The following is a 13,531-nucleotide window of genomic DNA, read 5'->3' as shown; positions in this document are numbered from 1 at the left end:
CTTTTATTTTATTAGGAGTTAATTTTCGTTATTAACAAGATTTAATATTAACTGGAAACTAACTTTTTAATTGTATATTGGTCCTGCATTGGGTTCAATTATTAATTTTATATTAATGCGAGGTTTGTTGAGTCAATAAATGGGAGGCGTTATGTGTATTGTTATAAAATGCTAAATAGTAAATAAATGCAGGAGTGGAATGCGGTTTAAGTTGCAATTTAAATTTTTTAATGTGTACGTTACAGAACCTTTTGTAACCATGTTTTGTCATCTATTTTTAAATAAATTGCGCTAGTATTCTTTGAAGCCAATAATATCCCATTAGGAAAAGAAGTTACTCTAAAATTAAATTTTTCTGCTTGCATTATTGAAAAAATAGAAACATATAAATCGTTTTTTGTAGCTTGAATATCACCCTTAGATTCTAAAATATTCAACATCATTTCGAATGCTTCACCTAGGCTCATTGATGAGTGTATAGTACTGGATGAAATTGCTTCAGCACCTCGACACTCTGAATACAAAGTAGTTTCACCTAGTTGCATTGACTCTGCACATTGCTCTGCTTTTGCGCAGCCAATAGAAAGTAATAAAGTGAATTTCAATTTAACGTGCATAATCTACCTCTATTCTCCAACCTCTCCACTGTGAAAAAATAATTTCAAGCATTCTAGGTGTTCGACTGAAGTTATCCAAAATTGATTAAATAGTCAAAAGTGTATTTATTTAGCATGAGCTTTCAGCCGTCAGATAAAATAGAGGTGCGGGTCAGACCGCGCTTTTTTGTTTTTAAAAGGCTATAGCACTTAGTGTTTTATGTTGAGTTTATTTCAACGCAGAAATTCAATTGAGGGTACTAAGCCCTAAGTTTGAAATATGGTTTTGCAGCTTTCGTTAAGTTAATGTTTTGGTGTGTAATACATAAATTAATCTACTGAAATAACTCAATAGGCAATTGAATTGAAATTTAATCACATATACCAAGATGTTATAGTCGATGAAGTGAAGTTAAAACGCGCTGGGAGTGAATTTCAAGTGTTAGTGACATTCCAAACTCAATCGGAGACTTTACATGTTGTACTTACATGGAGTCCGAGAGATTGATAATATTTCTGGTTTGTTAGAAGCAAAACAACTTTGGCTCGAATATAGCGAATCACATCAAGCTGAGTATGGCAAATTTACCCTAGGTATATCACATGAGAGTTATACGGAAATTTGCTTTGACTCATTAGGTTAAGGGCCTTGTAAGCTACCTCGGTATAAAAAATAGTGCTTGGTAGCAATTGCTTACATTCTTTTTTGAGGAAAACCGTGCTGGAAGAATTAGAAAATTGGAGAAATTCTAAATCTAAAATTTTGACGATTGAAAATCTCAAGGTGGTTCTTTCTGCTCAATTAGGTGAGCCAATTAAAGCTCAATACATTGAAATTAAAGGCAATGGTCTTATAGCAAGAGCAACACTTTGGGAAAATGGTAACCTTGTATTAAAAGCAGTTAGTTGTCAGTCTGATAAGCAGGTAATTTTAAAACAGCTGAATTCATGTGAGGTATGGCAAATTGACGATGAACTTAACTGGTGGTTGAGTCAAATTGTTATTTACGACCCCTCATAATCGATGCGGTTGAGTAACTAGTCTTGGCTCAAAACTTACAGTTTACAGCTTTGAACTTAAAGCTCCTTTTAAAGCCTACATTCATCCAATTTATGCTTTACTCATAAAGCCTTAAATGGATTTGATGATTGCATGAATTACTTAAAAAACTTTATAACTAAATTTGTTTTCATGATGCAGAAGCGGCCGGGGTTGATGGCGGTGTTGGCTTTTTGTAGTGGTGTAGCAAGTTTTGTCTTTGTTGAGCGAAAAGAATCGTTTTCGCAACTTATCTCTATTTTGTTATTAGTCACTTGGTTGTGGTTGTTAATAGATAACTGGCTAAGAGATAAAGTAGAGGAGCGTTTTGGTGTGGCGGTGTCGCCTAACGTGATGCGCTTTGCGCTGCAAGTTGTGCAGCAAGAAAGTTTGTTTTTTGCCTTACCATTTTTCTTAGCAGTGACAACCTGGGACCATGGGCAGTCTGCGTTTACCGTTTTAATTATACTTTGTGCATTCGTTTCTGTTGTTGACCCCCTCTATTATAAAAAGCTTGCAAGACACAGTGTTTGGTTTAGTGTGTTTCATAGCTTTTCTTTGTTTGTCGTGCTGTCGGTTACCTTACCCATTTTATTAAAGTTAACGACCAGCCAAAGTTTTGAAATAGCGCTGATTACGGCTGTTATTTTAACGATTCCAAGTCTTGGTAATTTGATGCCCAATGCGAAATGGTGGCGTTTCCCGTTATTGGTGTTATTGCTTTGTGCATTAAGTGCAGGGCTTTGGCAATTACGTAGCTTTGTGCCACCTGCGGCACTGCGTTTAACCGATATGAGTATGTCATATCAGTTAGATGCACAAGCACGTAAACCGCTTTCGCCAATAACAGAACTTACTGAGCAGAGCTTACATGAAAAAGGTTTATATAGTTTTAGTGCGGTAAAAGCACCGCGAGGGTTAAATGAAAAAATCTTCCATGTTTGGGTGCATAACCGAAAAGAAGTTGACCGTATAGCCTTGGATATTTCTGGTGGTCGTAAAGAGGGCTATCGAGCGTGGAGCCATAAAACGAATTTCCCTGCTAATGCTGCAGGGAAATGGGTCGTTAAAGTGGTTACCGAATCTGGGCAGCTGATAGGGCAAAGAAGATTTGAGGTTTCGGAAGTTTAGCTGTCAGCTTTCAGCCGTCAGTTTTTAGCTGATCGAGATGGGGGATAGTTATTAGTGTTTTTGAACAACAAGAGCTTAACATTCATTCCCCAGGTTTTATGTTTTTGGTAGCTGATAGCTTTAATACGGATTCTTCCCTTCACCTACCAGCACACTGAATATTCTTAAATCCAGTTCTAGTTGATGATATTGCGGCTCCATGTGGCAGCAAAGTTGATAGAAGGCTTTGTTGTGGTCTTTTTCTTTAAAATGAGCCAGCTCGTGTACGACGAGTGCTTTGAGAAGGGGCTCAGGTGCGCGAAGTAGGTCGCTATTAATGGCAAGATCGTGTTTTCGGGTTTTACCTTGCATACGGAAAGTATGGGTACCTAAGGCATTTGTAACCATATCGCCTTGTTTTTTGAATGCGGCACGGCCAAAAGGCAGGGCATTTTTAAGGTAGCGCTTTTTCAGGTCAGTGGCGTAATTGTATAAAGCTTTATCGCTGGTAATGCAATGGGCATCAGGGTATTTGCCCTTTAGGTAGTTAGCAGCTCTGTCGCCATTAAATAGCTGTAACACTTGCTCAATGATGTGCGGCGGGTAACCTTGAAAATAACGGCTGTAATCTTTCATGTTTTCTCTGATAAATCGGGCGCTAAAATAAACTACTTTGGCTTGCTTCGCGTTCACCCATAAAAGGCGCAAGCACGGGGTGATTGTAACCTAAATCTTGGCAAAACTGTCTTGCTAAAAGTGGTGACTGGCGATTATCAGCGGTATGAAAAAACAAATAGGGTGATTTTCCTTCATCAAGCCATTGCTTTACTTTTTTCAGCCATGGCTGGTAATACGACTTGTATTCATGTTCAAGACTGGCAATCACAAAGCGTAACATTGGCTGATTTCCTGTTGCAATGGCATGCACAGGTAAATAAGGCTTTTTCTTTTGCGCATCAATGAGTGCATCGGTATCGGCGGGTACAGCAAATAAAGCGCGGGTATCCATACTGATACGATCTATATTATTTTCAATTAATAGCTGATTTAAACGAATTTCTGCATCATCTTTTTGAAAGAAACCGGGGTGACGTACTTCTATACCGTAACTAAGTTGTTTGGGGAGTTGTGCAATAAAATTAGCAAGAAGGGGTAGAGCATCTGGGCCAAAGGCACGGGGTAGCTGCAACATAATTTGCCCCGTTTTAGCAAAAATTGGCTCAAATAAGTTTAGCCACGCATTAAGCTCACTAGTTATATTCGTCAGCTGTAATTCGTGACTAAAACGCCGATGAAACTTAAAAGTAAATTTAAAGTCTTCGGGTACCGCATCATGCCAGCGTAATAATGACTCGTGACTCGGATCAGCATAAAAACTGGTGTTGCCTTCGACTGAGTTAAAGCATTGCGCATACTCACTGAGCATGTCGGCGCTTTTACAGTGACTAGAGAGCAAATTTCCTTTCCATGCGGTGCTAGACCACTGTGGACAACCTAAATACAGCATTAAATCAACCAATAAATTTAAACTTTAGCTAGTGTATCAAAAGAAATGTTTGCTCAGAAGTCGAGGTATATATTTAGCCCCCGACAGGCACTGCTGGCACTCGCATTTTGCGATGGTTTGGGTATAATGCTCTGCCTTAAATGATTACTTTGTATAGTGGCTTTTGCTCTCAAAATAGCGAACTCTTAAGAGCAGGCGGCTATAAGTCTTTAACTGACAGGAATACTATGCGCTCTATATATTGCGGACAGCTAAATAAATCTCACGTAGATCAAGAAGTTGAACTATGTGGTTGGATCAACAAACGCCGTGACCTTGGTGGCCTTATCTTCGTCGATTTACGTGACAGAGAAGGTTTAGTACAAGTTGTTTTTGATCCTGAAGTAGAAGGATTAATGGATACTGCGAATAAACTACGTCAAGAGTTTTGTGTGCAGTTAAAAGGTGTTGTTCGCGCACGCCCTGAAAGCCAAGTAAATAAAGACATGGCAACAGGTGAAGTTGAAATTTTAGGCACAAGCTTAACTATCATCAACCGTTCAGAGCCATTACCACTTGATTTTAATCAGCAAAACTCTGAAGAGCGCCGCTTAAAATACCGTTACCTAGATTTACGTCGTCTTGAAATGAGCGACCGTATCAAACTTCGTGCAAAAGCGAGTAGCTTTGTGCGTCGTTTCTTAGATGACAATGGTTTCTTAGATATCGAAACACCGGTACTAACAAAAGCAACACCTGAAGGTGCCCGTGACTACTTAGTACCTAGCCGTGTTCACAAGGGTAGCTTCTACGCTTTACCTCAGTCACCACAGTTATTTAAACAATTATTAATGATGTCGGGCTTTGACCGTTACTATCAAATTGTTAAATGTTTCCGTGACGAAGACTTACGTGCTGACCGTCAGCCAGAATTCACACAAATCGATTTAGAGACGTCATTTATGAGCTCTGATGAAGTGCGTGCAATGACTGAGAAAATGATCCGCGAAATGTGGCAATCATTATTAGACGTTGACTTAGGCGACTTCCCAGTAATGCCATACAGCGAAGCAATGAATTTATATGGTTCTGATAAACCAGACCTACGTAACCCAATGCAACTTGTAGACGTTGCTGATTTAGTAAAAGACGTTGAGTTTAAAGTATTCTCTGGTCCTGCTAATGACGAAAAAGGCCGTGTTGCTGTATTAACTGTACCAGGCGGTGCTGAGCTTTCTCGTAAACAAATCGACGATTACACTAAATTCATCGGTATCTATGGCGCGAAAGGCCTAGCATGGATGAAAGTGAACGACCGTGCTGCGGGCGTTGAAGGTGTACAATCACCAATCGCTAAGTTCTTAAACGAAGAGGTGATCAACCAGTTACTTGAGCGTACTAACGCACAATCTGGCGACATCATTTTATTTGGTGCTGACAAGCGCAACGTTGTAAACGAAGCAATGGGTGCGCTACGTCTTAAGATTGGTGTTGATTTAGGCATTACCGATCTAGATAGCTGGAAACCATTATGGGTTGTTGACTTCCCTATGTTCGAAGAAGACGACGAAGGTACATTGCATGCGGTTCACCACCCATTCACTGCACCGAAAGGTATTTCTCCTGAAGAGCTTGAAGCAAACCCAGCTGGTGCACTATCAGATGCATACGACATGGTATTAAACGGCTACGAAGTTGGTGGTGGTTCGGTACGTATTCACAATGCAGAAATGCAAGAAACAGCATTTAGAATCTTAGGTATCGAAGCGCAAGAGCAGCAAGACAAGTTTGGTTTCTTACTTGACGCACTTAAATACGGTACACCACCGCATGCAGGTCTTGCGTTTGGTCTTGACCGCTTAGTTATGTTGTTATGCGGTACTGATAACATTCGTGACGTTATTGCTTTCCCTAAAACAACTCAAGCATCATGTTTATTAACAGATGCACCAAGCAAAGCAAATGCAGATGCATTAACTGAGCTTGCAATTGATGTTGTAGCGAAAGACGCTGAATAATTCATAATAGCCTGAATTATAAGACTTAATGAATAATAACCCTAAGGTGTATGCCTTAGGGTTTTTTTGTGCTTAAATGAATATTTAGTATGTTCTTCAAGGAGAGAGAATGAATATCAATGCAACTTTAATCGGGCAAATAATTGTTATTTTAATTCCTGTGTTTGCCGCTATCAGCTATTACTTAGGTAAGCGCAAAACCTCAACACCAATCGTGGTGGCCGTTATTGGTGGGTTACTAGCGCTAATTCCATTGTTTGGTCTTATTTTTATTGCAGTACTTGCGCTTAAACAAGATATTGAGACCACCGCGTGATCGCAAGCCATTCGCTTTATTTTGAACACACCTTTGAAGCAAACCTTGCAGGGCAAACATTTTCGCATTGCGAATTTGAGCAATGTGAATTTATCGACTGTGACTTTAGCAATAGTCAGTTTGAAAACTGTCGGTTCATAGAGTGCGAGTTTAAAAACTGTAATTTAGCTGCGCTTGGGCTTAGATACACCTCGCTTGAAGAAGTAAGCTTTAAACAGTGTAAATTAACCAGCGTGCGCTTTACTGATGTTGATTGGCCGCTACTCGCCAGCCGTGCTCCAGTGAGTTTTGTTGGTTGTGAACTTAGCCACAGCAGCTTTTTTGAACTTAGTTTAAAAGCTTTAAAAATGCGTAGCTGTTTTGCCAAAGATGTTGATTTTAGACATGCAGATTTATCTTCAGCTGATTTTACTGATACGGACTTTCGTGACAGCTTGTTTCAACAAACCAACCTCAGTAAAGCTAATTTTATAGGTGCTAGTCACTTTGCCATTGATATAACTACTAACAAAGTCAGTAAAGCCAAATTTGAACGTTATGCCGCTTTGGATTTATTAGCAGGGCTCGATATAGAGCTGGTGGATTAAATATTTTTGCTAATTAAGGTTAAGGAAAGTTATGGATTTAAGTCCCATCACCTTAGAAGGTCAATTTGTTAAATTAGTGCCGTTAACGCTTGAGCACCGTGATGCTTTAGTTAACGCCGCTTCAGATGGAAAGCTTTGGGAGCTTTGGTTTACCTCGGTGCCCAATGAAGAAGGTGTTGACGATTATTTAAGTATGGCGTTTGAACAACAGTCACTTGGTCGCGCATTACCATTTGCTGTCATCGATAAACACACCGATGAGGTGATAGGCTCAACTCGCTTTTGTAATATCGACAGTAAAAACCGCCGTTTAGAAATTGGCTATACCTGGTATGCCAAGCGTTTTCAGCGTACTGGGGTTAATACTGATTGTAAAAAACTGCTGCTGAGTTATGCATTTGAAACACTTAATGTGATTGCCGTTGAGTTTCGTACTCATTGGCATAACCAGGCTTCGTGCAATGCCATTGCTCGCTTAGGAGCGAAACAAGATGGGGTGCTTCGAAATCACCAAATAATGGCCGATGGATGCGTACGCGACACCGTGGTGTTTTCAATTATTGATGGTGAGTGGCCTATGGTTAAACGTAGCTTAAAATTCAAATTAGAGCAGTTATAGTATGTTAAATATTAAAAAGGCGGCGCTAATGCTTGCTTTAACTCTTTGCGGGCAAACAGCCTTTGCAAATCAAACAGAGACACTGTTTGATACTGAGCGGGCACGCCATATTCCGGTGACCATTACAGCAGCCGATAGCAAATGTACGATAAAGAAGAAATGCCCCGTGGCGTTTATTGGGGCAGGCTATGATATGGCACATACAGACTATCAATTTGCCCAGCAGGCCTTTCATCAGCATGGTTATTTAACGGTTGAAGTTGCTCATGAGTTAAAAGGTGATCCGAGTTTAAACCCGGAGCCACCCTACATGACCACACGCATGGAAAACTGGCACCGTGGTGTACAAACCCTTGAGTTTTTAGCCGTAGAACTTGCAAAGCGTTATCCTGAGTATGACTTTAATAAGCTCACTTTATTTGGGCACTCAAATGGGGGAGATATTGCAGCATTATATGCGGCTATTTATCCCGCTAAGGTAGCTAAGCTGATCACCCTTGATCATCGCCGTATGCTGATCCCGCGAAACAAAAATATTGCTGTACTGACACTACGCGGTAGCGATTACCCAGCAGATGACAACGTATTGCTAACGCCGCAAGAGCTCGCTGTATACCCAGTGACGCAAATTAAGCTTAAAGATTCGCGCCATAACGATATGTATGATGGTGGCCCAAAATCGCTTGTTGCACGTATGAGTAAAGAACTTAACGCGTTTTTATCTCGCTATTGATGCTCAGTTAAAACTGAGCATCAATGTCGCTGCGAAAATTAAAATAACCCATCTCGACAAGGTTGTTATACACACCCTCAATATTCAGTGGTAGCCATTGCTGGTACATTTTTAAATGGCTGTATTTAGGTAAGCTTATTTCTTTTTGTAAGGTCGCAAGATTTTTACCTTTTAACATGCCATCGCGCACAGCAGTGTGTAAGTCTTGAATATAGTGTAAATAAGAGACAACATCATCGCGGTTGCCAGTATCTGCATGGCCACCTATAAATGCAGCAAACGCAGGTTCATTTAGTACTGCTTTGGTTGAATGCAGCATGCCGTTAATATCGTAACCAATCAGGTTTTCATATGGCATGCGGCCAAGCACAATCCAATCAACAACATAAAGTACATTGGCAGGCATAAAACGCATACTGACATTGCCGCGGCCATTATTGGGCCCGTAGTAATTAAGAAGCACGTAGCTATCACCTAAATCGACTTTGAGTGTATCGGTAAATGTAAGATCAGGCAGGGCAGTTGGCACTTTATTTAATTTAAGGTCCTCAGCTGCAAATTGATGAGCGACGACCGTGGTGTTGTTATCGATTAGCTCATTACCGCCCATTGCATGGTCAACATGGCTATGGCTGTACAACATGTACTTGATATCGGCATTAAAGGTTTTCTTGATATAGCTTTTTAAGTATTTTGCGGCATCGCTATTAATAGGATCAGTCACCAAGGCAAGGTTATCAACAATCATAAAAGCGCTGTGGTAATGGCCAGCACTAAAGCGATATACGTTGTCTTTAATATTTTCGACTTTATAGTTTGCTTGTTCTGCACAGATGGCCTGGTTGGTAACGAGTATCAGCGCACTGAAAAGTAAGATTTGCAGATTTTTGAACATTAGCGATCCTTTTGCGTTGAAATGTGTCTAATTAACCATATCAAAGTTTAGGTAATAGTACATATTATACTACTTAAAGGCTTAGTTGATCTGTATCAAAGTTAAGGAGCTAAGCAAGGTGGGGCGGACATAAGTCCTTATGTTTTTGCCTGTGTTTCTCTATCCTCGCGAAGCGCTATAATGAAGAAATGCTATGCTTAGCACAGACTTCTAGAACCTTATTCACTGGAAAAGACAAATGCAACATTTACCTACCGTTGATTATAAAGCGAGCGATGCGGCCGCTCAATTTGTTGAGTCACTAAGAAACACAGGTTTCGGTGTATTAAAAAATCACCCAATCCCTCAGTCATTAGTTGAGTCTATTTACAAAAATTGGCAAGAATTCTTTAATTCTGAGCAAAAGCACGAGTTTTTATTTTCAAAAGAAACACAAGATGGTTACTTCCCACCATCAGTGTCAGAAGTTGCAAAAGGCTTTACCGTTAAAGATATTAAAGAGTATTACCACGTTTATCCAAAAGGCCGTGTTCCAGCACAGCTAGAAGAAGAAATCCGTGAGTACTACCGTTTAGCGAATGAGTTTGCAGCAACATTATTAAGCTGGGTTCAAGCTGAAGCTCCAGAAGAAGTGCGTGCTAAGTTCTCTATCGACCTTAAAGATATGATTGCTAACTCTGAGCAAACACTCCTGCGTATTCTTCATTACCCTCCAATGACAGGTGATGAAGAGCCAGGTGCAATCCGTGCGGCAGCGCATGGTGACATCAACTTACTAACTGTATTACCTGCGGCGAATGAGCCAGGTTTACAAGTACAAACAACGGATGGTGGTTGGTTAGACGTACCATGTGATTTTGGTAACCTGATCATCAATATTGGTGACATGTTACAAGAAGCGTCAGGTGGTTACTTCCCATCAACGATTCACCGCGTGATCAACCCAACGGGTAAAGCGTCAACGAAATCACGTATCTCGTTACCACTATTCTTACACCCGCGTCCTGATGTTGTGCTTTCTGAGCGCTACACAGCAGACAGCTACTTACAAGAGCGTTTACGCGAACTTGGTGTTAAGTAAAGATTGGGTATATGAGAACAAAGCGGCATTAAAGCCGCTTTTTTTATGCCTTAAATTAGTCTGCTAAGTTCAGCATTAAGTGTTAGTTTGCAAATAATTCCATGCATTATTGACTATCCTAGGTATAATGCGCGCACTTCGCCGAATCGGCTGAATTTTTTAAAGAGAGATAGTATGAGTTTTGATGGGTTAGGTTTATCACCAGCTTTAGTAAATGCAGTTTTAGAAAAGGGCTATGAAGCACCAACGCCTATTCAATCACAAGCTATCCCTGCGATCATTGAAGGCCGCGATGTTATGGCTGCCGCACAAACGGGTACAGGTAAAACTGCGGGTTTTACGCTGCCGTTAATTGAGCGCTTGTCAAAAGGCCCTAAGGCGGGTGGTAATAAAGTACGAGCATTGGTACTGGCACCAACCCGTGAGCTTGCTTTACAAGTAAGTGAAAATGTTGAGCAATATGCAAAACATTCAAATGTCAGCTCATTTGTTGTTTATGGCGGCGTTAAAATTAATCCGCAAATGATGCGCCTTCGTAAAGGTGTTGATATTTTAGTGGCCACACCTGGTCGTTTATTAGATCTACACAATCAAAATGCTGTTAAGTTTGATGATTTAGAAGTGCTGATCCTTGATGAAGCAGACCGTATGCTTGATATGGGCTTTATTCATGACATCAAACGTATCATTGCTAAATTGCCTGCTAAACGTCAGAACCTGATGTTCTCAGCGACTTTCTCTGATGAAATTCGTGAACTTGCAAAAGGGCTCATTAACGACCCCGTTGAAATTTCAGTCGCTGCAAAAAACACCACAGCTAAAACGGTTGCTCAATCTGTTTATGCGGTAGATAAATCACGCAAAACAGCATTACTTAGCCATTTGATCCGTACCAATGATTGGCAACAAGTATTAGTATTTTGCCGTACCAAGCATGGTGCAAACCGTTTAGTTAAGCAGCTTGAACGCGATGATATTGTCGGCGCTGCCATTCACGGTAATAAATCGCAAGGCGCTCGCGTTAAAGCGCTCGAAGGCTTCAAATCCGGTGAAGTGCGCGTATTAGTGGCAACCGATATCGTTGCTCGTGGCCTAGATATTGTTGAGCTACCTCACGTTGTTAACTACGATTTACCGAATATTTATGAAGATTACGTTCACCGTATTGGCCGTACAGGCCGAGCGGGTGCATCGGGTCATGCTATATCGTTTGTAACAGCTGATGATGCCGATGATTTATATGGCATCGAGCGCTTTATTGGTGAGCTTATTCCACGTGCAACAGAAGCAGGCTTTGAGCCAAGCAAACCAGTTGCTGAAAAGCCACTAGATACGCGTCCAATCAAGCCGAAAAAACCAAAGAAACCGAAAAAGCCAAAAGCACCAGCTCAAGATGGTCAAGGTGCAGCAAAACCTGCACAAAAGCCAAAACCTAAATCGCAAAAGCGACCTTCACAAGGTAAGTGGCAGGGTAAGGGTAAAGAGCAGGGCCAAAACCAAAAAGGCGCTAACAACGGGAATAAATCGAATAACAATAAACCAACAGGTAATAAACCAGCGGGTAATCGCCAGCGTGTATCGGGACCATCTCGCCCAAGACGTAAACCCGCTGCGGATAGTTAATAACAGTTAAAACAAAAACGCGCAATTGCGCGTTTTTGTTTTTCTGAGCGATTAAACGAGTTTAATGCAATACAAGGTAGCGACACCAATAAAGAGTGTCACGGTGACACTTAACAAAGTGCCCAGCATGACATATTCAGTGAGTTGTTTTTCGCTACTTTCTTTTAAATCACCAAATCGGAAGATAGACTTGGCCGCTAGCAGAAAGCCCACGCCGCCGTATTCACCTAGCAAAATAAAGCTCAACATCAACACTCGCTCGAGCAAGCCGATAAAATGCCCCGCAGCAGGAATACTGCCTTCATTGTTTATCTGAATATTGATTTTCTCCAGCATCATGCGAATAAACACAGAGCTTGGATTGAGCACCAACAAATAAGCTGCAATAACAAACAAGGTATCGAGGGCAATCAGCTTCTGCCACGCTAAACTATAAAATTCATTCTTATCACTAAGCCAAACGCTTAGCATTACAATCACAACAAGATGTGCCAACTGGTCGAGTAAAAACGGCACTACGCCTTTATTTGAATACGACTTTGCTAAGTCAATGACATAGTGGCTTAGCATAATCGCACCAGCTGCTAACAATACACGAGAGAACTCTTGCCAGCCGTATGTGTATTCCCACAGAGTGAGTACAGCTAAAGAGGTCACACCGTGTGTTAATACGTGCAAATAGAGCTTACTAGCACGAAAGTGACGGTTGTTTCTATCGTGTACCCAGCTCATTGGCTGCCAATAAAAGTCTGCAAGTAAGTGACCTAGCACTAACCCGGCGAGTAATAGAGCAAAACTGGTCATAACAATCCTTTGAGTGTGGTTTGGCTGTAATTTATAAAGCGCTCGATAAGTTGATAATGGGCTAGGTTGAGTAACTTAGTGACATTCTCTCGGCTAGTATTAAGCTCTTTGGCAAGCTCTGCATGGCTATTGTTCTCGGCGGTTAAATAATAAAACAGGGCATTAGCCTGCTTTTGACTCATTTTTTCAAGCAGGACTTCGACAAGCGCAATATTAAGCGCAAAGCCTTCTTTAAGGGGGTTATTTTCAATATTTAACACTAAGCGTTGCTGGCCGATGTTATCTAAACCACGGCCAGATAATGTATAAGCACTGCCTGTGGCTGTTTTTATATCGGCGCGTGGGTTGTCGAGTGAGCCAATAGCCAAGCTTTGTCGCAGCTCATAATTGGCTGCCTTCATTTGCAAATACAACAAGATGGCAGCATGACATACCAGCTCAGGCTCTGTTAGCTGTACTTGCAATGCATCGCCACGGTAAATGGTAAAGCTTGCGTTAAAGCGCTTAGCAACAAAGCGTAAGCTTTGATCAAGCTGATAAAGCATGGCGTCGTATTCTTGTTGTGGAATTTTTTGTGATTTAATTAAATCACCGCTGATCACCGCAATCATTATGATCCCTTAG

The 13,531-nt window shown here is 41.0% G+C and carries 15 protein-coding genes; 9 read left to right on the top strand and 6 right to left on the bottom strand.

All coding sequences use genetic code 11. The features are described from left to right. Positions 1 to 239 precede the first annotated feature (239 nt). Complete coding sequence (locus NFU46_RS03465) at positions 240 to 617, bottom strand: hypothetical protein (RefSeq protein WP_251599743.1); 378 nt, start codon at positions 615 to 617, stop codon at positions 240 to 242. 697 nt (positions 618 to 1,314) lie between these two features. On the opposite strand from NFU46_RS03465, the gene NFU46_RS03460 reads away from it, so the two are divergent. Both NFU46_RS03460 and NFU46_RS03455 read left to right on the top strand, forming a co-directional pair. Further along, positions 1,315 to 1,617: a hypothetical protein gene (locus NFU46_RS03460; protein WP_251599741.1), complete on the top strand. Its 303-nt coding sequence runs from the start codon at positions 1,315 to 1,317 to the stop codon at positions 1,615 to 1,617. 132 nt (positions 1,618 to 1,749) lie between these two features. Beyond that, complete coding sequence (locus NFU46_RS03455) at positions 1,750 to 2,766, top strand: DUF5924 family protein (RefSeq protein WP_251599738.1); 1,017 nt, start codon at positions 1,750 to 1,752, stop codon at positions 2,764 to 2,766. Positions 2,767 to 2,886: 120 nt separating this feature from the next. Here NFU46_RS03455 and NFU46_RS03450 read toward each other — a convergent pair whose 3' ends face one another. Continuing rightward, a complete protein-coding gene (locus NFU46_RS03450; RefSeq protein ID WP_251599735.1) occupies positions 2,887 to 3,381 on the bottom strand; it encodes a M48 family metallopeptidase in 495 nt (164 codons plus the stop codon). A gap of 22 nt (positions 3,382 to 3,403) precedes the next feature. Next, complete coding sequence (locus NFU46_RS03445) at positions 3,404 to 4,252, bottom strand: DUF72 domain-containing protein (RefSeq protein ID WP_054561767.1); 849 nt, start codon at positions 4,250 to 4,252, stop codon at positions 3,404 to 3,406. Positions 4,253 to 4,479: 227 nt separating this feature from the next. Here NFU46_RS03445 and aspS point away from each other — a divergent pair, with 227 nt between their 5' ends. From aspS to NFU46_RS03420, 5 genes are all read left to right on the top strand, one after another. Next, on the top strand, positions 4,480 to 6,249 hold the full coding sequence (aspS, locus tag NFU46_RS03440; RefSeq protein WP_251599731.1) for an aspartate--tRNA ligase: 1,770 nt from the start codon (positions 4,480 to 4,482) through the stop codon (positions 6,247 to 6,249). A 109-nt stretch (positions 6,250 to 6,358) separates the two neighbouring features. Next, positions 6,359 to 6,565: a hypothetical protein gene (locus NFU46_RS03435; protein WP_058585269.1), complete on the top strand. Its 207-nt coding sequence runs from the start codon at positions 6,359 to 6,361 to the stop codon at positions 6,563 to 6,565. After that, entirely contained in the window at positions 6,562 to 7,152 is a 591-nt protein-coding gene (locus NFU46_RS03430) for a pentapeptide repeat-containing protein (RefSeq protein WP_251599728.1), read from the top strand. The genes NFU46_RS03435 and NFU46_RS03430 overlap by 4 nt, the downstream gene beginning before the upstream one ends. Positions 7,153 to 7,183: 31 nt before the next feature. Continuing rightward, positions 7,184 to 7,771, top strand: coding sequence for a GNAT family N-acetyltransferase (locus tag NFU46_RS03425; protein WP_251599725.1), 588 nt, complete (start codon positions 7,184 to 7,186; stop codon positions 7,769 to 7,771). Between the two features lie 28 nt (positions 7,772 to 7,799). Then, positions 7,800 to 8,504 (top strand): alpha/beta hydrolase, encoded by a 705-nt coding sequence (locus tag NFU46_RS03420; protein WP_405030584.1) that lies wholly within the window; start codon positions 7,800 to 7,802, stop codon positions 8,502 to 8,504. 7 nt (positions 8,505 to 8,511) lie between these two features. On the opposite strand, the gene NFU46_RS03415 is transcribed toward NFU46_RS03420, so the two are convergent. After that, positions 8,512 to 9,399: an MBL fold metallo-hydrolase gene (locus NFU46_RS03415; protein ID WP_251599718.1), complete on the bottom strand. Its 888-nt coding sequence runs from the start codon at positions 9,397 to 9,399 to the stop codon at positions 8,512 to 8,514. A gap of 238 nt (positions 9,400 to 9,637) precedes the next feature. Here NFU46_RS03415 and NFU46_RS03410 point away from each other — a divergent pair, with 238 nt between their 5' ends. Both NFU46_RS03410 and NFU46_RS03405 read left to right on the top strand, forming a co-directional pair. Further along, on the top strand, positions 9,638 to 10,480 hold the full coding sequence (locus NFU46_RS03410; protein WP_135924192.1) for an isopenicillin N synthase family oxygenase: 843 nt from the start codon (positions 9,638 to 9,640) through the stop codon (positions 10,478 to 10,480). A gap of 174 nt (positions 10,481 to 10,654) precedes the next feature. Continuing rightward, positions 10,655 to 12,103 (top strand): DEAD/DEAH box helicase, encoded by a 1,449-nt coding sequence (locus NFU46_RS03405; RefSeq protein ID WP_251599715.1) that lies wholly within the window; start codon positions 10,655 to 10,657, stop codon positions 12,101 to 12,103. A 51-nt stretch (positions 12,104 to 12,154) separates the two neighbouring features. Here NFU46_RS03405 and NFU46_RS03400 read toward each other — a convergent pair whose 3' ends face one another. After that, positions 12,155 to 12,907: a DUF3307 domain-containing protein gene (locus NFU46_RS03400; RefSeq protein ID WP_251599712.1), complete on the bottom strand. Its 753-nt coding sequence runs from the start codon at positions 12,905 to 12,907 to the stop codon at positions 12,155 to 12,157. Next, positions 12,904 to 13,518: a hypothetical protein gene (locus tag NFU46_RS03395; protein WP_251599709.1), complete on the bottom strand. Its 615-nt coding sequence runs from the start codon at positions 13,516 to 13,518 to the stop codon at positions 12,904 to 12,906. The genes NFU46_RS03400 and NFU46_RS03395 overlap by 4 nt, the downstream gene beginning before the upstream one ends. Between the last annotated feature and the right edge of the window lie 13 nt (positions 13,519 to 13,531).

The sequence above is a fragment of the Pseudoalteromonas sp. NCCP-2140 genome (assembly GCF_023708065.1).
In the GTDB taxonomy this organism is placed as follows: domain Bacteria; phylum Pseudomonadota; class Gammaproteobacteria; order Enterobacterales; family Alteromonadaceae; genus Pseudoalteromonas.
The sequence above is the reverse complement of the archived record's forward strand: the minus strand, read 5'-3'. Positions and strand labels throughout refer to the sequence as shown.

Bases quoted from the DNA above. Each gene is read 5' to 3' on its own strand.
- NFU46_RS03465 (WP_251599743.1), bottom strand. From the start codon at position 617: ATGCACGTTAAATTGAAATTCACTTTATTACTTTCTATTGGCTGCGCA.
- NFU46_RS03455 (WP_251599738.1), top strand. From the start codon at position 1,750: ATGAATTACTTAAAAAACTTTATAACTAAATTTGTTTTCATGATGCAG.
- NFU46_RS03450 (WP_251599735.1), bottom strand. From the start codon at position 3,381: ATGAAAGATTACAGCCGTTATTTTCAAGGTTACCCGCCGCACATCATT.
- NFU46_RS03445 (WP_054561767.1), bottom strand. From the start codon at position 4,252: ATGCTGTATTTAGGTTGTCCACAGTGGTCTAGCACCGCATGGAAAGGA.
- aspS (WP_251599731.1), top strand. From the start codon at position 4,480: ATGCGCTCTATATATTGCGGACAGCTAAATAAATCTCACGTAGATCAA.
- NFU46_RS03435 (WP_058585269.1), top strand. From the start codon at position 6,359: ATGAATATCAATGCAACTTTAATCGGGCAAATAATTGTTATTTTAATT.
- NFU46_RS03425 (WP_251599725.1), top strand. From the start codon at position 7,184: ATGGATTTAAGTCCCATCACCTTAGAAGGTCAATTTGTTAAATTAGTG.
- NFU46_RS03420 (WP_405030584.1), top strand. From the start codon at position 7,800: ATGCTTGCTTTAACTCTTTGCGGGCAAACAGCCTTTGCAAATCAAACA.
- NFU46_RS03415 (WP_251599718.1), bottom strand. From the start codon at position 9,399: ATGTTCAAAAATCTGCAAATCTTACTTTTCAGTGCGCTGATACTCGTT.
- NFU46_RS03410 (WP_135924192.1), top strand. From the start codon at position 9,638: ATGCAACATTTACCTACCGTTGATTATAAAGCGAGCGATGCGGCCGCT.
- NFU46_RS03405 (WP_251599715.1), top strand. From the start codon at position 10,655: ATGAGTTTTGATGGGTTAGGTTTATCACCAGCTTTAGTAAATGCAGTT.
- NFU46_RS03400 (WP_251599712.1), bottom strand. From the start codon at position 12,907: ATGACCAGTTTTGCTCTATTACTCGCCGGGTTAGTGCTAGGTCACTTA.
- NFU46_RS03395 (WP_251599709.1), bottom strand. From the start codon at position 13,518: ATGATTGCGGTGATCAGCGGTGATTTAATTAAATCACAAAAAATTCCA.